Below are 18928 nucleotides of genomic sequence, written 5' to 3'. Positions count from 1 at the left end.
CACATGAGTACCCGCAGCCGCGCCGTCCTGCTCGGCGCCATGGCCGCCGTAGCGGCCCTGACCCTGTCCGCGTGCGGCAACGGCGGCACCTCCGGCGGAGGCGGCAACACCAACTTCGTCACCGGCAACAACGGCATCGACACCGCGTCCAAGGGCGACCGGGCCGCCGCGCCCGACCTGTCCGGCAGGACCATCGACGGCAAGACCCTCGACATCGCCGACTACAAGGGCGAGGTCGTCGTCGTCAACGTCTGGGGTTCCTGGTGCGGGCCGTGCCGGGAGGAGGCCCAGTACTTCGCCAAGGTCTCCAAGGCCTACGAGGGCAAGGGCGTGCAGTTCGTCGGGATCAACACCCGGGACACCAGCACCACCCCCGCGCTCGCCTTCGAGCAGGAGCACGGGATCGGCTACCCGAGCCTGTACGACCCGACGGGCAAGCTGATGCTCCGCTTCAAGAAGGGCACGCTCAACCCGCAGCTCATCCCCTCCACGCTCGTCATCGACAAGGACGGGAAGGTCGCCGCGCGGGCGCTGGAGGCGCTCGACGACACCGCGCTGCTGAAGATGCTCAAGCCGGTCCTGGCGGAGAAGTGACGTGAGCGCGACTCTCCTGCTGGCCGCCGCCGGAACCGGCCCGAACGACACCGTGCTGAACGGGGCCCTGCTGGTCGCCCTGCCGATCGCGCTGCTCGGCGGCCTGGTCTCCTTCTTCTCGCCCTGCGTGCTGCCGCTCGTCCCCGGCTACCTCTCCTATGTCACCGGGATCGCCGGCACCGACCTCGCCGAGGCCAGACGGGGCCGCATGGTCGCCGGTGCCTCGCTGTTCGTCCTCGGCTTCAGCGCCGTGTTCATCTCCAGCGGCGCGCTGTTCGGCTACTTCGGCTGGACCCTCCAGGACAACAAGAGCACCCTGTCCCGGGTGCTCGGCGTGCTCATGATCCTGCTGGGCGTCTTCTTCATGGGGCTGATGCCCTGGTTCACCCAGCGCGAGTTCCGCTTCCACAGGCGGCCCACCGCGGGCCTGGTGGGCGCGCCCCTGCTGGGGGCCCTGTTCGGCGTCGGCTGGACGCCCTGCATCGGGCCGACGCTCGCCGCGGTGAACTTCCTCTCCTGGCACGAGTCGAGCGCCGGGCGCGGCGCGGTGCTGATGATCGCCTACTGCCTCGGCCTCGGTGTGCCCTTCGTCCTCACCGCGGTCGCCTTCCGCAAGGCGCTCGGCGCCTTCGGCTGGGTCAAGCGCCACTATGTCTGGGTGATGCGCGCCGGCGGCACGATGATGATCGTGACCGGTGTGCTGCTGCTGACCGGGGCCTGGGACCACCTGGTGAACGAGATGCAGAGCTGGTCCGACGGCTTCACTGTGGGGATCTGATCGATGAGCACGACCGACACCGACAAGGGCCCCGAGCAGGAGGAGCTGGGGGCGGCCGGCTCCCGGCTCTCCACCGCGCCGCAGGAGGAGGCCGTGAGTCTGCCGGGCCTCGGCGTCATCGGCTGGGCCCGCTGGTTCTGGCGGCAGCTCACCTCCATGCGGGTGGCGCTGCTGCTGCTCCTGCTGCTCTCGCTCGGCGCGATCCCCGGCTCGCTGATCCCGCAGACCGGCGCCGACGCGACCAAGGTCGACGACTTCCGCGCGGCCCACACCACGCTCGCGCCGGTCTACGACCGGCTCGGCCTCTTCCACGTCTACAGCTCGGTGTGGTTCTCCGCGATCTACATCCTGCTGTTCGTCTCCCTCATCGGCTGCATCGTCCCGCGCACCTGGCAGTTCGTCGGCCAGCTCCGCGGCCGTCCGCCGGGCGCGCCCCGGCGTCTCGACCGGCTGCCCGCCTACACCACCTGGCGAACCGAGGCCGAGCCCGAGCAGGTCCGCGAGGCCGCGCTCGCGCTCGTGCGCGGGCGCCGCTTCCGGGCCCATGTCGCCGGTGACGCCGTCGCCGCCGAGAAGGGTTACGTCCGTGAGCTGGGCAACCTGGTCTTCCACATCGCGCTGATCGTGCTGCTGGTCGCCTTCGCCTCGGGCCAGATGTACAAGTCGGACGGCACCAAGCTGATGGTCGAGGGCGACGGCTTCTCCAACGCCCTGCCGATGTACGACGACTTCAAGTCCGGCAGCCTGTTCACCACCGACGACCTGTCGCCGTTCAGCTTCGGCCTCAAGGACTTCCAGGGCACCTACGAGCTGACCGGCCCCAACCGCGGCACCCCGCGCACCTTCCAGGCGAAGGTCCGCTACAGCGAGGGCGCGGACGGCACGGACAGGACGACCACCATCAAGGTCAACGAGCCGCTGGAGATCGGCGACGCCAAGGTCTACCTCGTCAGCCACGGCTACGCTCCCGTCATCACCGTGCGCGACGGCAGGGGCAAGGTCGTCTACCAGGACGCCGTGCCGCTGCTGCCGCTCGACGGCAACGTCACCTCGCAGGGCGTGATCAAGGTGATGGACGGCTACCGCGACGCCAGGGGCGGCAAGGACCAGCTCGGCGTCCGGGCCTTCTTCCTGCCCACCTACGGCGGCGGCGCCTCGGTGCTCTCGCAGTTCCCGGCGCTGCTGAACCCCGTGCTGAACCTGGAGCCGTACCACGGCGACCTCGGGGTCAACTCGGGCATCCCGCAGAGCGTGTACCAGCTCGACAAGACCCACATGAAGGGCTTCAAGGACGCCGAGGGCCGGCAGCTCAGGGGGAACCTCAAGCCGGGGCAGACCATGAAGCTCCCCGACGGCGCCGGCTCGATCACGCTCGAGAAGGGCGTCAAGGAGTGGGCCGGCTTCGAGATCGTCCAGGAGCCGGGCGGTGGCTGGGCGCTCGTCGGCGCGCTCGGCGCGATCCTCGGCCTGGCCGCCTCCCTGTTCATCCAGCGCCGCCGCGTGTGGGTGCGCGCGGTGCGCGGCGCCGACGGTGTCACCGTGGTCGAGATGGCCGGGCTCGGCCGCAGCGAGTCCGCCAAGGTGCCTGAGGAGCTGGGTGACCTCGCCGCGAACCTCTACGACCGGGCGCCGGGGGCATCCGACCCCGACGACGACTCCACCCCATCCCCCGCTGGACCTGCCGAAGGGGCCGAGAAGTGACTCTCGCCGCCGCAACCGAGCTCGCCGCCGCGACCAACGAACACCTGGCGAGCGTCAGCAACACACTGATCTACTCGTCCATGGCCGTCTACACGCTGGCCTTCTTCGCGTACATCACGGAGTGGCTGTTCGGCAGCCGCAGCAAGGTCGGCCGTACGGCCGCCGCGCTGACCGCCGGCGCCGAACGCGGGGCGGGCGCGCCCGCCGTCACCGTCAGGAGCGCCGGCGCGACCGCCGTCCTGGAGCGGCCGAAGGTCGTCGTGCGCTCCGCGTCCGGTGCGCGGGACGTGCCGGACGGGCCCGGCGCGCACGGCGGTGACGAGCAGGGCGACATGTACGGCCGGATCGCCGTCTCGCTCACCGTGCTCGCCTTCCTCGTGGAGCTCGCCGGCGTCGTCGCCCGCGCGGCCTCCGTGGAGCGGGCGCCGTGGGGCAACATGTACGAGTTCAACATCACCTTCTCCACGGTCGCCGTCGGCGTGTACCTCGCGCTGCTGGCGCTGCGGAAGAACGTGCGCTGGCTCGGCCTGTTCCTGGTCACCACCGTCCTGCTGGACCTCGGTCTGGCCGTGACCGTGCTGTACACCGCCAGCGACCAGCTCGTCCCGGCGCTGCACTCCTACTGGCTGTACATCCACGTGTCCACCGCGATCTTCTGCGGCGCGGTGTTCTACGTCGGCGCGGTCGCCACGATCCTCTACCTGTTCAAGGACTCCTACGAGAGCAAGCTGGAGTCCGGGGGCAAGCCCGGAGCCTTCGCGCGCTCGGTGCTGGAGCGGCTGCCCGCCTCGGCCTCGCTGGACAAGTTCGCCTACCGCGTGAACGCGGCCGTCTTCCCGCTGTGGACCTTCACGATCATCGCGGGCGCGATCTGGGCGGGCGACGCCTGGGGCCGCTACTGGAACTGGGACCCCAAGGAGACCTGGTCCTTCATCACCTGGATCGCCTACGCCTGCTACCTGCACGCGCGGGCCACGGCCGGCTGGAAGGGCCGCAAGGCCGCCTACCTGGCGCTGATCGCGTTCGGTTGCTGGCTGTTCAACTATTACGGCGTCAACATCTTCGTCACCGGCAAGCACTCGTACGCGGGCGTGTGAACGCCCCGTCGGTGACACTGGTGCCATGAGCGGTTCCATCGAACAGGGCATCAGCCAGACGCACGGGAACACGCACATACTCCACTTCCTGGTGCGGCTCCCGAGGACCATGGAAGAGGTCTGGACGGCGGTGGCCACGCCCGCGGGACTCGGGGGCTGGCTCACCGCCGTCGACGTTCTCGAGCCCAGACTCGACGGCGAGGTCGCCTTCCGGGACCTGGGGGCCGGCCGGGTCACCGCGTGGGACGTGGACCGGGTCGCCGAGTACGCCGTGACGGGCGGCCGGCTGCGGTTCCACCTGGAGCGTGAGCGGCAGGGCGGGTGCGTGCTGCGCTTCACCCACGAGTACCAGGGCGAGGGCGGGGCGGAGACGGCCTGGCGCACCAGGTTCGAGCGCATGATCGGCAACCTGGGCACCCCGTCCCCGCCACCCGACCGGGAGGCGTCGGAGCCCCTGCCCGGGCAGTACACCTGACGCCGCGCGGCCGTCCGTCGCGGGCGGCGGCGGGATCGCGGCGACGGGCACCCGGGCCCCACCCGGGCTCTCAGGCCCCCACGCGCAGCAGCAGCTTGCCCGTGCTCGTGCGGGCGCCCATCAGACGGTGCGCGTCCGCCGCCTCCTCCAGTGCGAACTCGGCCGTCACCGGCAGCGACACCGTGCCGTCGGCCACCTTCGCGAAGGCCGCTGCGGTCAGGCGGCGCAGCTCGGCCGGGGCCGTGCCGGCGAGGGCCAGGATCGAGAACCCGGAGACGGAGGCGCCCAGCGGGTACAGCTCGGGCGGGCCGACGGACCACGGCTCGGCCGAGCTCGCGTTGCCGAAGGAGACCAGGCGGCCGAAGACGGCCAGCGAGGCCAGGCCGTCGCGCAGGGTGTCACCGCCGACGGGGTCCAGCACCAGGTCCACGCCCCGGCCGCCGGTCGCCTCCCGCACCCGCTGCCGGAAGTCGCCGGTGAACACCTCGTCGTAGCCGTACTCCTTGGCGTGGGCCGCCTTGGCCGCGCGGGACACCACTCCGTACACCGCGCCGGCGCCCGCCGCTCGCGCCAACTGGCCCACCGCCGTGCCGACTCCGCCGGCCGCGCCCTGGACGAGCACCGTCCCGCCGGGCTGGAGCCGGCCCACGGAGTGCAGCAGGGCGTAGGCCGTGGGCAGGACCGTCGGGAGGGCCGCCGCCGTGCGAAGGTCCATGCCGTCCGGGAGCGGGAAGACGGTCGCCGCCTCGGCCACCACCACCTCCGCGTACGCCCCGCCCTCGGTGAGGGCCGCCACCTCCTGGCCGACGGACAGGCCCGTGACGCCGGGGCCGAGCGCCCGGACCCGGCCGGAGACCTCCAGGCCGGGGACGAACGGCAGCCGCGGCACCCGGTAGCCCTCCGAACGCGCCTTGAGGTCGGCGAAGTTGACGCCCGCCCAGGCCACGTCGACGCTCACCTGCCCGGGTCCCGGCCCGGGCGCCTCGGCCGCCACCGCCGTCAGCACCTCGGGACCGCCGTACCGCTGGAACTCGATCGCGCGCATGCCGGACTCCCCGTTCGGGTCGATGTTCAACGAAAAGCGAACACTCATGAGTGTATGCTTCTCATCGAACACTCGGCAAGCGGGAACGAGCGGGAACGGTGCGGGGCCGGCCCCGCGGCGAGGAGAACGGCATGGCCGCGAGCAGTCACCGGGCCGCCCCGGAGCACACCCACCCCGACGAGGTGCCCGTGCCCGCCGCGCTCGCCGCGCTGGCCGACCCGGTGCGCCTCACGCTCGTCCGGGAACTGGCCGGTTCCGCCGACTGGTCCCGTAGCTGCGGCAGTTTCGACGTGCCGGTCGGCAAGGCGGCCCTCAGCCATCACTTCGCGGTGCTGCGCGGCGCCGGTCTCGTGGAGCAGCGCGACGAGGGCCCGAAGCGGGTGAACCGGCTGCGGCGGGCGGAGTTCGACGCCCGCTTCCCCGGACTGCTCGACCTGGTGCTCCGGGGCGACTGACCCTGCGCGCGTCGGCCCGCGCCCGTCGGCGGCGCCGACGCGCGCACCGGCAGCACGCCCCGGCGCCCGCCTTCCGGACCGGCCCGGCGGCCGCCCGCGGCGTCGGCGCCTCGGCCTCGCCCCCCGAGGGTGACGGGCCGGTCCGGTGCCGCGGGATCAGCCGCTCCCGGGGTCGTCCCGCTCGAGGGACTTCAGGAACTCGGGATTGTCGTCGGGGGCGACCCAGCCCGAGTCCGGACCCCGCCCGGCGGCCGTGCCGCCGTTCGCGGCGGCCGACTGCCGAACCCGGCCGGCGACCAGCCAGGCCACCGGGCCCACCAGCATCCAGCCGGAGAGCAGCACGACGAGCAGCCACACGCCCTTCGGCAGGTGGCGCACCTCTTCCTCGGGGGTGTTCAGGCAGTCGACGAAGGCGTGGATCCACAGTGCCAGCACCAGCAGGACCGGCAGATACCTGAGCATGACGTGCGATCTCCCCAAGGTGTGGGACGGCCCCGGCGACGAGCCCAGGCTATCGGGTGACGGCCGTGCCGGCCCGGGGGTCGCGCCCCTGCGCCCCCACGGCCGGGCGGGGGCGGGCGCGGGACAAAGCGGTACGTCGGCGATACTGGGGCGCATGGCTTACGACGATCTTCGCTCCCTGCTCAGGGCGCTGGAGCGCGAGGGAGACCTCAAGCGCATCAAGGCCGAGGTCGATCCGTACCTGGAGGTCGGGGAGATCGTCGACCGGGTCCAGAAGTCGGGCGGCCCCGCGCTGCTGTTCGAGAACGTGAAGGGCTCCGCGATGCCCCTCGCGATGAACGTCTTCGGCACCGACCGGCGGCTGCTGAAGGCGCTCGGCCTGAAGTCGTACGGCGAGATCTCCGAGAAGATCGGCGGGCTGCTGCGGCCCGAGCTGCCGCACGGATTCATGGGCGTGCGCGAGGCGTTCGGGAAGCTCGGCGCGATGGCGCACGTGCCGCCGAAGAAGGTGAAGCCCGACCACGCGCCGGTGCAGGAGGTCGTGCTGCACGGCGACGAGGTGGACCTCGACCGGCTCCCGGCCCTGTTCACCTGGCCGCAGGACGGCGGGTCCTTCTTCAACCTGGGCCTGACCCACACCAAGGACCCCGAGACCGGCATCCGCAACCTCGGCCTGTACCGCCTGCAGCGGCACGACAAGCGGACCATCGGCATGCACTGGCAGATCCACAAGGACAGCCGGAACCACTACCAGGTGGCGGCCCGGCGCGGCGAACGACTGCCCGTCGCCATCGCCTTCGGCTGCCCGCCCGCCGTGACCTACGCCTCGACGGCGCCACTGCCCGGCGACATCGACGAGTACCTGTTCGCCGGGTTCCTCGCGGGCAGGCGGACCGAGATGGTCGACTGCAGGACGGTCCCGCTCCAGGTCCCCGCCAACGCCGAGGTCGTGCTGGAGGGCTGGCTGGAGCCCGGCGAGATGCTCCCGGAGGGCCCCTTCGGCGACCACACCGGCTTCTACACCCCGCAGGAGCCGTTCCCGGCACTGACCATCGACTGCGTGACGATGCGCAAGCGGCCGCTGCTGCAGTCGATCGTGGTCGGCAGGCCGCCCACCGAGGACGGCCCCCTCGGCCGCGCCACGGAGCGCTTCTTCCTGCCGCTGCTGAAGATCATCGTCCCGGACATCGTGGACTACCACCTGCCCGAGGCCGGCGGTTTCCACAACTGCGCGATCGTCTCGATCGACAAGAAGTACCCCAAGCACGCGCAGAAGGTGATGCACGCGATCTGGGGGGCACACATGATGTCCCTGACCAAACTGATCGTGGTCGTGGACGCCGACTGCGACGTGCACGACCTGCACGAGGTCGCCTGGCGCGCCCTCGGCAACACGGACTACGCCCGCGACCTCACGGTCGTGGAGGGCCCCGTCGATCACCTGGACCACGCCTCCTACCAGCAGTTCTGGGGCGGCAAGGCGGGCATCGACGCGACCAGGAAGTGGCCCGAGGAGGGCTACACGAGGGACGGCGGATGGCCGGAGATGGTCCTGTCGGACCCGGATACGGCGGCCCTGGTGGACCGCCGCTGGAAGGAGTACGGCCTGTGAGCAGCGCCTCCGCGGCCCTCCCGCGGCCCGGCCGCACCAAGGCGTTCCTGCGCCTGGTGATGATCGAGCACTCGGTCTTCGCGCTCCCCTTCGCCTACATCGCCGCCCTCACCGCGATGTTCCAGCTCGACCGGAACATCCACTGGGGCCGGCTCCTGCTGGTCACGGTCTGCATGGTGGGCCTGCGCACGTTCGCGATGGCGGTCAACCGGATCATCGACCGCGAGATCGACGCCCGCAATCCGCGCACGGCCCACCGCGAGCTGGTCACCGGCGCGATGTCGGTGCGGCACGCCTGGACCGGCGCCCTGGTCGCGCTCGTGGTGTTCCTGGGCGCCGCGGCCCTGCTGAACCCGCTGTGCCTGGCCCTGGCGCCCGTCGCCGTGATCCCGATGGTGGTCTACCCGTACGGCAAGCGGTTCACCGACTTCCCGCAGGCCATCCTGGGGCTGGCCCAGGCGATGGGCCCGGTCGGCGGCTGGCTGGCGATCACCGGGGAGTGGTCCTGGAACGCGGTGATCCTCGGGCTCGCCGTCGGCATCTGGATCGGCGGCTTCGACCTGATCTACGCCTGCCAGGACGTCGAGACCGACCGCGAGATCGGCGTCAGGTCGGTCCCGGCCCGTTTCGGCGTCCCCGCCGCCGTCTGGGGCGCCCGCGCCTGCCACACCGTCACCACGGCCCTGTTCGTCTGGTACGGCCTCGCCACCCACGCGGGCGCGTTCTTCTGGCTGGGCCTTGTCGTCGTGGCGGGTGCCTTCGGCTACGAGCACACCATCGTCCGCCCGCACGACCTGTCCCGCGTGAACAGGGCGTTCTTCAGCGTCAACGGTTTCATCGGTATCGCCCTGTTCGTGTGCGCTCTGCTGGACCTGCTGGTGCGGGGTCTGGCGCCCTGAGCGGGGCACGGCGCCGCGGTCGGGCCGACCCGCCCTGAACACGAATCGGTCCGCCGGTACGCTCAAGGTGTGAACGCAGGAGAAACGCAGCGCGCGCCTTGGATCGTGGGGGTCTCCGGAGCTTCCGGCACGCCGTACGCGGCAGCCGTGCTGCGGGCGCTGCTGGACGCCGGTGAGGCGGTCGACCTGGTGGTCAGCCGGGCCTCGCGGCTGACCCTGCTGGACGAGACGGGGATCTCGTTCCGGGACGCCCACTGGCAGGAGGACCTGCGGGAATGGCTGTCCAGGGGGGCCGACGGCAAGCCCGGGACGTTCCAGGTGGACATCGCCGGAGTGCGGTACTGGGGCGCGGGGGACCTCGCGGCCGGACCGTCGTCGGGGTCGTACCCGGCGCGGGGGATGCTGATCGTCCCGGCGTCCACGGCCTGTGTCGCCGGTGTGGCCCTCGGCCTCTCCAAGGACCTGCTGCAGCGCGCGGCGAGCGTCACACTGAAGGAGCGCCGGCCGCTCGTCGTGGCCGTACGGGAGACCCCCCTGAACGGCCAGACCCTGCGTCACCTGGTCGCCCTGGACGACGCCGGCGCGAGCGTGGTGCCGGCCTCGCCCGCCTTCTACGCGGGTGCCACGCACATCCAGGACCTCGTGGACTTCGTCGCCGGCCGGGTGCTGGACGCGGCGGGCGTCGGGCACGGCCTGTACCGGCGCTGGAAGGGCGAACTGGGCGGCGGCGCAGCGGGCCGGTAGCCGGGCGGGTCGCAGTACCTCTCATCACTTCGGGAACTATTCAGCGGAAGGCTTCGATCGCATGGACGCGGTGGACAGGCAGCTCATCCAGGCCCTGAGAGAGAACGGCCGGGCCTCCTACGCGGAGCTGGGGCGCCTCGTCGGCCTGTCGGGACCCAGTGTCACCGACCGCATCAACCGGCTGGAGGCGGCCGGCGTCATCACCGGGTACCGCGCCACCGTGGACTCGGCCTCGCTCGGCCTCGGCGTGATCGCGCTGATCGGCATCTCGCTGTCCGACGCCGCCGACCACGAGGACGTGGCGCAGCGGCTGCGGGACCTGCCGGAGATCGAGGACTGCTGGTTCATCGCCGGCGACGACTCGTTCATGCTCAAGGTGCGCTCCACGGACGTGGACGGCCTGGAGCGGACGATCCGGCGGCTGAGCGGGACCAAGGGCGTGTCCCGGACCCGTACCACCGTCGTGCTGTCCACGAAGTGGGAGAACCGGGTCGGGGAACTGCCCGAGGAGGTCTAGGGCCTGTCGCGAAGGTCCCGCCCGCCCCGCGGGCGGACGACGGGACTCTCGCCACCGGCCCTGGTGCCGCGGCGGGCGGTGTTCGCCCGTCGAGGCGGGGCGCGGTTGCGTCGGGAGTGCGTGCCGGACGTTCCGACGGGGCGAACGTCGCCCGTCGGGGCACTGGGGATACCGTTGGTCGGGCTGTCGGAGAAAGGTGTAGGCATGGACGTCGGGCTCAAGCGCGAGCTGGAGGAGAAGGTCCGCTCCGGCGAGCGGCTGTCCCGCGAGGACGGCATCGCGCTGTACGAGTCGGACGACCTGGCCTGGCTGGGCGGGCTGGCGCACGAGGTACGCACCCGCAAGAACGGTGACGTGGTGCACTTCAACGTCAACCGGCACCTCAACATGACCAACGTGTGCACGGCCTCCTGCGCCTACTGCTCCTTCCAGCGCAAGCCGGGGGAGAAGGACGCGTACACGATGCGCATCGAGGAGGCCGTCAAGCTCGCCAAGGCGATGGAGTCGGAGAACCTCACCGAGCTGCACATCGTCAACGGCCTGCACCCGAACCTGCCGTGGCGGTACTACCCGCGTTCGCTGCGCGAGCTGAAGGCCGCCCTGCCGGACGTGTCGCTGAAGGCCTTCACGGCGACGGAGATCCACCACTTCGAGACCATCTCCGGGCTGAGCGCCTCCGAGATCCTCGACGAGCTGATCGACGCCGGCCTGGAGTCCCTCACCGGCGGTGGCGCCGAGATCTTCGACTGGGAGGTCCGCCGGCACATCGTGGACCACCGCACCCACTGGGAGGACTGGTCCCGCATCCACCGGCTGGCGCACGAGAAGGGCCTGAAGACCCCGTGCACCATGCTCTACGGCCACATCGAGGAGCCCCGGCACCGCGTCGACCACGTGCTGCGGCTGCGTGAACTGCAGGACGAGACCGGCGGGTTCCAGGTCTTCATCCCGCTGCGCTACCAGCACGACTTCGTGGACGTGAAGGACGGCAAGGTCCGCAACCGGCTCCAGGCGCGCACGCAGATGGCGACCGGCGCCGAGGCGCTGAAGACGTTCGCCGTCTCCCGGCTGCTGTTCGACAACGTCCCGCACGTGAAGGTCTTCTGGGTGATGCACGGCGTGCAGACCGCCCAGCTCGCCCTCCAGCACGGCGCCGACGACATGGACGGCTCGGTGGTCGAGTACAAGATCACCCACGACGCCGACAACTACGGCACGCCGAACAAGCTGACCCGCGAGGACCTGCTGGACCTGATCCGCGACGCCGGGTTCCGTCCGGTGGAGCGCAACACCCGCTACGAGGTCATCCGCGAGTACGACGGTCCCGACCCCCTGCGCCGGGAGTCCCCGCAGCCGATGCGGGTCTGAACCCCGCCCGGCCCCCGGGGCGCCCGGGGGCCGGGAGCGCGGTCGGACCGCCGGCGGCCCCCAGGCCGGGCGGATTCGGGTAAGGGATACACTCGCGAGGTGTCCCTTACCTTCACGCTCGATCCAGTGATCACGCCCGCCCTCCACGAGGGTGTCCTCGCGCTGTGGACGGACGTGACCAACGCGGGCGGAGCCGTCGGGTTCGTGCCCCCGGTGACGCGGGAGGACATACGCCCGGCCCTGGTCAAGCAGCTCGCCGCGCTGACCGGCGGCGGCATGCGGCTGCTCGTCGGACACGACGAGGCGGGCGAGGTGGCCGCCACCGCCTTCGTGTCCTTCAACACGCACCGGCTGCAGACCCACTGGGTCTGGCTGTACACCGTGATGGTCCACCCCGGGCACCAGGGCAAGGGGTACGGCCGCGAGCTGATGGCGGCGGCGGAGGGCGCGGTCCGCGGCTTCGGCGGCATCGACGCCATCCGGCTCGGCTGCCGGAGCGGCCTCGGTCTGGAGCGCTTCTACGCCTCCTGCGGCTACGAGGAGGTCGGCCGGGTGCCCGGCGCCATCCGCGTCGCCCCGGGCGACCACCGCGACGACATCACCATGCTGCTCCCGCTGACCTGAGGCCCCGGACCCCCCGCGAAGATCGTCCGTCAGGCGTGTTTCACTGGACGATGCCCCCGGTGGGATTTCGGACCGTACGACACGGAAGAGTGGATTGAGATGCTCCGCTACACGCTGATGCGCCTCGGCGTCTTCGCCGGCTGCCTCGTGGTCGTCTGGGGAGCCGTCTACTCCGGCATCTTCCCGCGCGGCTTCGGCGACTCGAACCTCCTGTGGGTGCTGCTGCTCGCGCTGGTGCTGTCGGCGCCGATCAGCTGGGTGGTGCTGCGCCGCGAGCGGGAGCGGGCCTCGGTGCGGATGGTGGAGCGGGTGGACCGGATGAAGGCCGGCTTGGACTCCAACCGCAGCCAGGAGGACCAGGCCGACGACACCACCCGGGCGCGGAGCCAGGCCTCCTGACCCTCCCGGCCGCCCGCCCGGTGCGAGGCCGGCCGAGGTCCGCCGCGAGACCGGCCTGTCCGGACGGCACAGCCTCTAGGCTTCTGCCCATGGGTGCCGTGAAGACCAAGCGGATGCCGCGTGCGGTGCGGGAGCGCCAGATGCTCGACGCCGCCGTACGGATCTTCGGCCGGCGCGGGTACACGGCCGCGTCGATGGACGAGATCGCCGAACTGGCGGGCGTCTCCAAGCCGTTGGTGTACCTCTACCTGAACTCCAAGGAAGACCTCTTCACGGCGTGCGTCCGCCGGGAGGCGGGCGCCCTGTCGGCGGCGGTCCGCACCGGTGTGCGCGCCGACCTGCCCGCGGACCGCCAGCTCTGGGACGGGCTCCTGGCGTTCTTCGGGCACACCGCCGAGAACCCCGACGGCTGGGCCGTGCTGCACCTCCAGGCCCGTACCCACGGCGAGTTGTTCGCCGCCGAGGTCGCCGCGATGCGCGAGGAGATCGTCGCGTTCGTGACCCGGCTGATCGTCGTCGCGGCTCGCGAGGCCCATCGTGATCCGGACCTCGCCGAGCGCGATGTCGCCGGGCTCGCCGAGGCCCTGGTCGGCGCCGCCGAGTCGCTCGCCGCCTGGGCGAACGCCACCCCGGGCACCACGGCGCGGCAGGCGGCGGCCACCCTGATGAACTTCGCCTGGGCGGGCCTGGGCAACCTGATGCGGGGCCGCCCCTGGAGCCCGCCCCCCTTCGAGGACTGAGGCGCCTGAGGTCCCGGGTCCGGACGGGAGTGCCTACGGGGCCGGCGCCCGTACCTCGCCCGTGAGGTACGGCCGGTCCCCGGCCCCGCGCAGCTCGAAACGGCCGGTGCCGTCCGCGCCGTAGGCCACCGTTCCCGGCAGCGGCAGCGGCAGCGGCAGCGGCAGCGGCACCGGTGCCCGGAACCGGGCCCGGATCCGGGCCGCCTCGGGCGCGCCGTGGGCGGCCAGGCAGCGGGCCACCGTCCACATGCCGTGCGCGACGGCGCTCGGGAAGCCGAAGAGGCGGGCGGCCAGCGGGTGCAGATGGATGGGGTTGCGGTCCCCGGAGGCGGCGCCGTACCGGCGGCCGAGGTCACCGGCGAGCCGCCACTCGGCCGCCACCGGAAGCGTTGGCCGTGGCTCCTTCCCCGGCCCCGGTTCCTTCCCCGGCCCCAGCTCCTCCCGGGGCCCCGGTTCCTCTCCGGGCCCCGGAGCCGCGCCGGGGCCGGTCCGGTGCCGGGCGAGATAGGTGCTCCGTGACTCCCATACGGCGTCCCCGCCGGCCCGCAGTTCGGTGACCACCGTGGCCTCGGTGCCGCGCCGGTGCGGGGCGAGACCGGCGATGTGCACGGCGAGTTCGTACTCCCCGGTGACCGGCAGGCCGGTGCGGCGGACGATGCCGATCGAGGTGTGCACCAGGCCGAGCAGCGGCAGCGGGAAGTCCCGCCCGCTCATCAGGCGCATGGCCAGCGGAAAGCCGAGCACGTGCGGGTAGGTGACGGGCAGCGCGTCCGCGTCGTCGGGGCCGGGGGCGAAGCCGCAGGCCCGTTCGTAGGCGGCCAGCCGGGCCAGGTCCACGCGCAGGCCGGGCAGGACCAGCCGGTCGCGCGGGAACCCCGCCCGCCGGGAAGGGCGCCGGAACGGCGAGCGCAGGGCTCCGCGGGCCGGCAGCGGGGCCGGCGCGGGGGTGCCGGAAAGGGTGACGGTGGTCATCTCATGCTCCCGGCAGGCTCCGGCCGCACCCGCGGACGACCCGCGGGGGCCGCGGCCGGGGCCGGGGCGGTCCCGGGTGCCCGGTGAGGGGGCGGCCCGGTGCCGTGCCGGTGCGGCCCAGGTGGCGCTCGGCCATGTCCAGCTCCCGTGCGGCTCGGCCAGGATGCTTGCCCTGACGTAATGTTACCGGAGGTAATGCTATGTCGCGGCCGAGGAGCGGGTCGAGACGGGTTCGCTCGCGACCCCGTCCGGCGGGGTGTGAGCCAGGGGACACGAACGCCTCTCACATGATCCTCGAGGCTGCACACCCCCGTTCCCGGACCATCCCCGAACCCGCACGATCCCCCCACAGCCGACCCGTACGATCACCTGCCTAACCGTCGGTAACTCCTTACTGCGGGACCGCCACCGGTGAACGCCTCGCCTCCCGAGGCACGTACGTCAGGCAGCAAGCAGTTCTCCGCTGCACGCCCGAGGAGCCGCCCCGTGTCCACTCCGTACCCGAGCGCCCCGGTCTCCTCCGGCGCCCCCGTCCAGGCCACCGACTACGACGGCCTGCCGCTCCTGGTGGAACCCGAGACCCGCCGGCTGGACGGCGCCGTACGGGAGGCGTACGTCCCGCCGTTCGCGCCGCCGGTGCGGCACGGCTCGCTGGCGGACCTGCCGTTCGAGAACGCCGAGTCCGACCCCGGCGCCGTCGTGCTCAGCCGCAGGGCGGACGACGGCCGGTGGACGGACGTGACGGCGGCCGCGTTCGCCGCGGAGGTGTTCGCGGTGGCCAAGGGCCTGATCGCGTCGGGGCTGACACCGGGCGACCGGATCGCCGTGATGGCCCGTACCAGGTACGAGTGGACGCTGCTCGACTTCGCCGCCTGGGCGGCCGGCCTGGTCACCGTCCCCGTCTACCCCACCTCCTCCGTCTTCCAGACCCGCTGGATCCTGCACGACTCCGGCGCGGTCGCCCTGGTCACCGAGACCGGTGCCCAGGCCGCCGCGATGGGCCCCGAGCTGGAGCGGCTGCCGGACCTCGGGCACCTGTGGGTGATCGAGCAGGGGCACGTGGACCGGCTGGCGGAGCTGGGCGCCGGGGTGCCGGACGGCGAAGTCGCCGTACGGCGCGGCATGCTGGGCCCCGACACCCTCGCCACGCTCATCTACACCTCCGGCACCACCGGCCGCCCCAAGGGCTGCGCCCTCTCGCACGGGAACTTCTTCGCCGAGGTCGACAACGCCGTCCAGCTCCTCCACCCGGTCTTCCGGACCGGATCGGCCGAGGAGGCGTCGGTGCTGCTGTTCCTGCCGATGTCCCACGTGTTCGGGCGGATGGTGGCGATCGCCTGCGTCCGCGCCCGGGTCCGGCTGGGGCACGCGCCGAGCCTGAAGGCCGAGGACCTGCTGCCCGACCTCGCCGCCTTCCGGCCGACCTGCCTGCTGACCATCCCGTACATGCTGGAGAAGATCTTCAACTCCGCGCGCGCCAAGGCGGAGGAGGGCGGCCGGGAGGGTGCCTTCGACCGGGCGACCGCGGTGGCCGTGCGGTACGGCGAGGCGCTGGAGGCCCGGCAGACCGGCACCGGCAGCGGCCCCAACCGGGCCCTGCGCACGACCCGTTCCTTCTACGACCCGCTCGTCTTCCGGCGCATCCGCAACGCCATGGGCGGCAGGGTCAGGTACGTCATCTGCGGCGGCTCACCGCTCGGCCGCCGCCTGGCCGCGTTCTACGCCGGCGCCGGGATCGAGGTCTTCGAGGGCTACGGCCTGACGGAGACCGCCGGCGCCTCCACGGTCACCCCGCCGCTCAAGCCCCGGCTGGGCACGGTCGGCTGGCCGCTGCCCGGCACCCGGGTGCGGATCGCGGCGGACGGGGAGATCCTGCTCGCCGGCGACCACGTGCTGCGCGGCTACTGGGACCCGCAGGCGGGCGGCGTCGTCCCCGCCACCCGGGACGGCTGGCTGCCCACCGGCGACATCGGCGAACTGGACGACGAGGGCTATCTGACCATCACCGGCCGCAAGAAGGAGCTGCTGATCACGGCCGGCGGCAAGTCGGTGGCCCCGGCGCCGCTGGAGAACTGGCTGCGCCAGCACCCGCTGATCTCGCAGGTCATGCTCGTCGGCGACGGGCGGCCGTACGTCGCCGCCCTCGTCACCCTCGATCCCGACGGCATCACCCACTGGCGCCGGATGAACGGCAGACATCCGGTGCCGCCCGAACTCCTGGTCGGGGACGCGGAGCTGGAAGCCGTGCTGCGGCGGGCCCTGGACGAGGCCAACAGGCTGGTGTCCCGCCCCGAGTCGATCCGCCGCTTCGCCGTGCTGCCCGTGGACTTCACCGAGGAGGCGGGGCATCTGACCCCCTCCATGAAGCTGCGCAGGGAGCGGATCATGGAGGACTTCGCCCAGGAGATCGAAGGCCTCTACGAACACCGAGGGGTTGGGTGAAGGGGGAAAACTCCCGGACAGAGGCGCTAACCGGCTGCTCTGTCCTTGCCGCGAAACCGCACCCGGCAAGTGCCCCGGACCCGGTAGCGTACGAAGGGGTTCCGGCGGTGCCCAGGATTCGTCGGCCCCTCAGAAGTGCGCGTTCCGGCTGTCGCACCACCTCGGGAACCTGCCGGGACCGGATCGGTATCGGCCGCTCGTAGCCTGCCTTTCCACCCCCGCCTACTCCGTCCCCCGAGCAGAGGCATGACAGAACACAACGACGTCCGCCGGATCTTCCTGCTGAACCCGGACCAGCGCCTCGTCCGCCAGGCCGTGCGCGCGGGAGTCCAAGTGCGCTCCATACGGGCCGACGCCACGGACGAGGCGGCCCTGCGCGCACCCCTCGCCGAGGCCGCCGAGGCCGGGCTGTGCGTCAACCCGGCCCGCGCCCTCGTGGCGCTGTCCGCCCCGGCCGCCGTGCAGCGCCTGGTCCGTGACAACCGGCTCTCGCCGGGCGGCACCGAGGTGGCCCCCGGCGACCTGCGGCTGACCGTGGAGACGCTGAGCGTGCACGGCATGCACCAGGCCGTCGCGATCGTCGCCCGCACGCCCTACGGCCTGCTCCACCCCGCGCCGCTCACGGCCGACACCGCCGCCGAGGTGCGCGCGGTGGTGACCGCGCTGCTGGACCTGACCGGGTACCAGTTCGGTCCGGCCCACTCGAGCGTCGCCCTCACCCCGCGCGGTCCGGTGATCACCGGCTGCCGGGCCGGTCTCGGCGACGACCCGGTCCCGGAACTGGTCAAGGCGGCCGGCGGGCTGGATCTGACGGCCGGAGCGGTCGACGTGCTGGCCGGGCGGCTGGTCGACGCGGTACGGCCGAACCGCTTCGCCGCCGCCGCGCTGATCAGCCCGCCGTGGCGGCTGGCGGAGGCGGAGGTGGGCGGACTGCCGCACGTCCGGTACGTCTCGCCGCCCGAGGCGCCGCACCCCGGCCACCTCGTCGTCGGCGCCGACTCGCCCGACGTGGCGGCCCGTCGGGTGGCCTCCGTAAGGGCGCTGGTCGTCGGTGACGACATCCGGCCGGGAACGGACCGGTAACGATCCGGTAGCCGCGCCCCGCACCGTTGATACGTCGCCGGAAGAAGGACGACGACGCCAGCGACATCAACGGGAGGCGGAGTCAGGATGCTGAAGTTCTCGATCCTCGGGGCCCTGCAGATCCGTACCGTGTCCGGCCCCGCGGAGATCTCCGGCGACCTGCAGCGCACCCTGGTGCAGTCTCTGCTGATCAGCGAGGGCCAGCCGGTTTCCGGGGAGAGCCTGGTCGAGGAGATGTGGGGGGACGCCGTCCCCGACAACCAGGCCAACGCGCTGCAGGCGCACGTCAGCCGGCTGCGCCGCAAGCTGCGCGGACTGGAGCCGGGCCGGGCGGGATCCAGGGTGACCATCCACCCCTCGGGCTACCGGCTCGTCGTGGGGGACGGCGAGCTGGACGCCGCCGAGTTCGTCAGGGCCGTACGGCACGCCGAGTCGTCCCGCGGCGGCGACCCGGCGTACACCGCCCGGCTGCTCGGCGAGGCGCTCGCCCTGTGGCGCGGCCCGGTCTTCGGCGGGTTCGCCTGCGGGACCATGTGCCAGCTCGCGGGCGCCCGCTACGACGAGTACCGGATGCGTGCCATGGAGCTGCGCTTCGACGCCGAGCTGCGGCTCGGCCGGCACGCGGCGGTCCTCGCCGAGCTGACCGACGCGCACACCAACCACCCGCTGCGGGAGCGGTTCTGCGAGCAGCTCATGATCGCCCTGTACTGCTCGGGCCGGCAGGCCGACGCCCTCGACGTCTTCCGCCGGATGCGCCGCCACCTCGACGACGAACTGGGCATCCAGCCGTCGCCCGCGTTGCGTCAGGTGGAGAGCGCCATTCTGTGCCACGATCCGGCGTTGGCCGGTGATACGCGGTCCGTTCTCCCACAGCTCGCCTGAAGATGGTCCGGCTTTGGGCGCACACCGAGGGGCAACCCT

General features: G+C 72.4%; 20 protein-coding genes. 17 read left to right on the top strand and 3 right to left on the bottom strand.

Annotated features, from left to right (window positions below; all coding sequences use genetic code 11):
- Positions 1-3 precede the first annotated feature (3 nt).
- From MXD57_RS15045 to MXD57_RS15025, 5 genes are read left to right on the top strand one after another with little or no spacing between them, the layout of a single operon-like run.
- Positions 4-594 (top strand): TlpA family protein disulfide reductase, encoded by a 591-nt coding sequence (locus MXD57_RS15045; protein WP_250401923.1) that lies wholly within the window; start codon positions 4-6, stop codon positions 592-594.
- A gap of 16 nt (positions 595-610) precedes the next feature.
- A complete protein-coding gene (locus MXD57_RS15040) occupies positions 611-1372 on the top strand; it encodes a cytochrome c biogenesis CcdA family protein (RefSeq protein ID WP_250401956.1) in 762 nt (253 codons plus the stop codon).
- Positions 1373-1375: 3 nt separating this feature from the next.
- The gene (resB, locus tag MXD57_RS15035; RefSeq protein ID WP_250401922.1) at positions 1376-3073 is read left to right on the top strand and encodes a cytochrome c biogenesis protein ResB; all 1698 of its coding nucleotides are present in this window, start codon (positions 1376-1378) and stop codon (positions 3071-3073) included.
- On the top strand, positions 3070-4170 hold the full coding sequence (ccsB, locus tag MXD57_RS15030) for a c-type cytochrome biogenesis protein CcsB (RefSeq protein ID WP_250401921.1): 1101 nt from the start codon (positions 3070-3072) through the stop codon (positions 4168-4170). The genes resB and ccsB overlap by 4 nt, the downstream gene beginning before the upstream one ends.
- A 25-nt stretch (positions 4171-4195) precedes the next feature.
- Positions 4196-4645 (top strand): hypothetical protein, encoded by a 450-nt coding sequence (locus MXD57_RS15025; protein WP_250401920.1) that lies wholly within the window; start codon positions 4196-4198, stop codon positions 4643-4645.
- Positions 4646-4715: 70 nt separating this feature from the next.
- On the opposite strand, the gene MXD57_RS15020 is transcribed toward MXD57_RS15025, so the two are convergent.
- Positions 4716-5690, bottom strand: coding sequence for a quinone oxidoreductase family protein (locus MXD57_RS15020; protein ID WP_250401955.1), 975 nt, complete (start codon positions 5688-5690; stop codon positions 4716-4718).
- Between the two features lie 131 nt (positions 5691-5821).
- On the opposite strand from MXD57_RS15020, the gene MXD57_RS15015 reads away from it, so the two are divergent.
- Entirely contained in the window at positions 5822-6145 is a 324-nt protein-coding gene (locus MXD57_RS15015) for an ArsR/SmtB family transcription factor (protein ID WP_250401919.1), read from the top strand.
- Between the two features lie 156 nt (positions 6146-6301).
- On the opposite strand, the gene MXD57_RS15010 is transcribed toward MXD57_RS15015, so the two are convergent.
- The gene (locus MXD57_RS15010) at positions 6302-6607 is read right to left on the bottom strand and encodes a PLDc N-terminal domain-containing protein (protein WP_250401918.1); all 306 of its coding nucleotides are present in this window, start codon (positions 6605-6607) and stop codon (positions 6302-6304) included.
- Positions 6608-6761: 154 nt separating this feature from the next.
- Between MXD57_RS15010 and MXD57_RS15005 the strand changes: the two genes are divergently transcribed.
- The 8 genes from MXD57_RS15005 (at position 6762) to MXD57_RS14970 (ending at position 13510) form a co-directional block, all read left to right on the top strand.
- Complete coding sequence (locus MXD57_RS15005; protein WP_250401917.1) at positions 6762-8219, top strand: menaquinone biosynthesis decarboxylase; 1458 nt, start codon at positions 6762-6764, stop codon at positions 8217-8219.
- Complete coding sequence (gene mqnP / locus MXD57_RS15000) at positions 8216-9118, top strand: menaquinone biosynthesis prenyltransferase MqnP (RefSeq protein WP_250401916.1); 903 nt, start codon at positions 8216-8218, stop codon at positions 9116-9118. Before MXD57_RS15005 ends, mqnP begins: the two co-directional genes overlap by 4 nt.
- A 69-nt stretch (positions 9119-9187) precedes the next feature.
- Positions 9188-9862, top strand: a complete 675-nt coding sequence (locus MXD57_RS14995; RefSeq protein ID WP_250401915.1) for a UbiX family flavin prenyltransferase — start codon at positions 9188-9190, stop codon at positions 9860-9862.
- Positions 9863-9923: 61 nt separating this feature from the next.
- Positions 9924-10379, top strand: coding sequence for an Lrp/AsnC family transcriptional regulator (locus MXD57_RS14990; RefSeq protein ID WP_250401914.1), 456 nt, complete (start codon positions 9924-9926; stop codon positions 10377-10379).
- Positions 10380-10583: 204 nt separating this feature from the next.
- Positions 10584-11747: an aminofutalosine synthase MqnE gene (mqnE, locus tag MXD57_RS14985; RefSeq protein ID WP_250401913.1), complete on the top strand. Its 1164-nt coding sequence runs from the start codon at positions 10584-10586 to the stop codon at positions 11745-11747.
- Between the two features lie 99 nt (positions 11748-11846).
- A complete protein-coding gene (locus tag MXD57_RS14980) occupies positions 11847-12371 on the top strand; it encodes a GNAT family N-acetyltransferase (RefSeq protein WP_250401912.1) in 525 nt (174 codons plus the stop codon).
- Positions 12372-12470: 99 nt separating this feature from the next.
- Positions 12471-12770, top strand: a complete 300-nt coding sequence (locus MXD57_RS14975; RefSeq protein ID WP_250401911.1) for a DUF4229 domain-containing protein — start codon at positions 12471-12473, stop codon at positions 12768-12770.
- Between the two features lie 89 nt (positions 12771-12859).
- Entirely contained in the window at positions 12860-13510 is a 651-nt protein-coding gene (locus MXD57_RS14970; RefSeq protein WP_250401910.1) for a TetR/AcrR family transcriptional regulator, read from the top strand.
- A gap of 33 nt (positions 13511-13543) precedes the next feature.
- Here the strand turns inward: MXD57_RS14970 and MXD57_RS14965 are convergent, their stop codons facing one another.
- Positions 13544-14482, bottom strand: coding sequence for a MaoC/PaaZ C-terminal domain-containing protein (locus MXD57_RS14965; RefSeq protein WP_250401909.1), 939 nt, complete (start codon positions 14480-14482; stop codon positions 13544-13546).
- Between the two features lie 486 nt (positions 14483-14968).
- On the opposite strand from MXD57_RS14965, the gene MXD57_RS14960 reads away from it, so the two are divergent.
- The 3 genes from MXD57_RS14960 (at position 14969) to MXD57_RS14950 (ending at position 18889) form a co-directional block, all read left to right on the top strand.
- Positions 14969-16924 (top strand): AMP-dependent synthetase/ligase, encoded by a 1956-nt coding sequence (locus tag MXD57_RS14960; protein ID WP_250401908.1) that lies wholly within the window; start codon positions 14969-14971, stop codon positions 16922-16924.
- Between the two features lie 246 nt (positions 16925-17170).
- A complete protein-coding gene (locus MXD57_RS14955; protein ID WP_250401907.1) occupies positions 17171-18007 on the top strand; it encodes a hypothetical protein in 837 nt (278 codons plus the stop codon).
- An 87-nt stretch (positions 18008-18094) separates the two neighbouring features.
- Positions 18095-18889 carry an AfsR/SARP family transcriptional regulator gene (locus MXD57_RS14950; RefSeq protein ID WP_250401906.1) on the top strand — a complete coding sequence of 265 codons (795 nt, stop codon included), beginning with the start codon at positions 18095-18097 and terminating at the stop codon, positions 18887-18889.
- Positions 18890-18928 lie beyond the last annotated feature (39 nt).

Origin of the sequence: Streptomyces cellostaticus (assembly GCF_023630175.1) — a bacterium.
Classification (GTDB): domain Bacteria; phylum Actinomycetota; class Actinomycetes; order Streptomycetales; family Streptomycetaceae; genus Streptomyces; species Streptomyces cellostaticus_A.
This window is presented reverse-complemented; position numbering and strand designations above follow the sequence as displayed.

Coding starts and splice junctions, on each gene's coding strand:
- MXD57_RS15045 (WP_250401923.1), top strand. CDS start 4: ATGAGTACCCGCAGCCGCGCCGTCCTGCTCGGCGCCATGGCCGCCGTA.
- resB (WP_250401922.1), top strand. CDS start 1,376: ATGAGCACGACCGACACCGACAAGGGCCCCGAGCAGGAGGAGCTGGGG.
- MXD57_RS15025 (WP_250401920.1), top strand. CDS start 4,196: ATGAGCGGTTCCATCGAACAGGGCATCAGCCAGACGCACGGGAACACG.
- MXD57_RS15020 (WP_250401955.1), bottom strand. CDS start 5,690: ATGCGCGCGATCGAGTTCCAGCGGTACGGCGGTCCCGAGGTGCTGACG.
- MXD57_RS15015 (WP_250401919.1), top strand. CDS start 5,822: ATGGCCGCGAGCAGTCACCGGGCCGCCCCGGAGCACACCCACCCCGAC.
- MXD57_RS15010 (WP_250401918.1), bottom strand. CDS start 6,607: ATGCTCAGGTATCTGCCGGTCCTGCTGGTGCTGGCACTGTGGATCCAC.
- MXD57_RS15005 (WP_250401917.1), top strand. CDS start 6,762: ATGGCTTACGACGATCTTCGCTCCCTGCTCAGGGCGCTGGAGCGCGAG.
- MXD57_RS14990 (WP_250401914.1), top strand. CDS start 9,924: ATGGACGCGGTGGACAGGCAGCTCATCCAGGCCCTGAGAGAGAACGGC.
- mqnE (WP_250401913.1), top strand. CDS start 10,584: ATGGACGTCGGGCTCAAGCGCGAGCTGGAGGAGAAGGTCCGCTCCGGC.
- MXD57_RS14975 (WP_250401911.1), top strand. CDS start 12,471: ATGCTCCGCTACACGCTGATGCGCCTCGGCGTCTTCGCCGGCTGCCTC.
- MXD57_RS14970 (WP_250401910.1), top strand. CDS start 12,860: ATGGGTGCCGTGAAGACCAAGCGGATGCCGCGTGCGGTGCGGGAGCGC.
- MXD57_RS14965 (WP_250401909.1), bottom strand. CDS start 14,482: ATGACCACCGTCACCCTTTCCGGCACCCCCGCGCCGGCCCCGCTGCCG.
- MXD57_RS14955 (WP_250401907.1), top strand. CDS start 17,171: ATGACAGAACACAACGACGTCCGCCGGATCTTCCTGCTGAACCCGGAC.
- MXD57_RS14950 (WP_250401906.1), top strand. CDS start 18,095: ATGCTGAAGTTCTCGATCCTCGGGGCCCTGCAGATCCGTACCGTGTCC.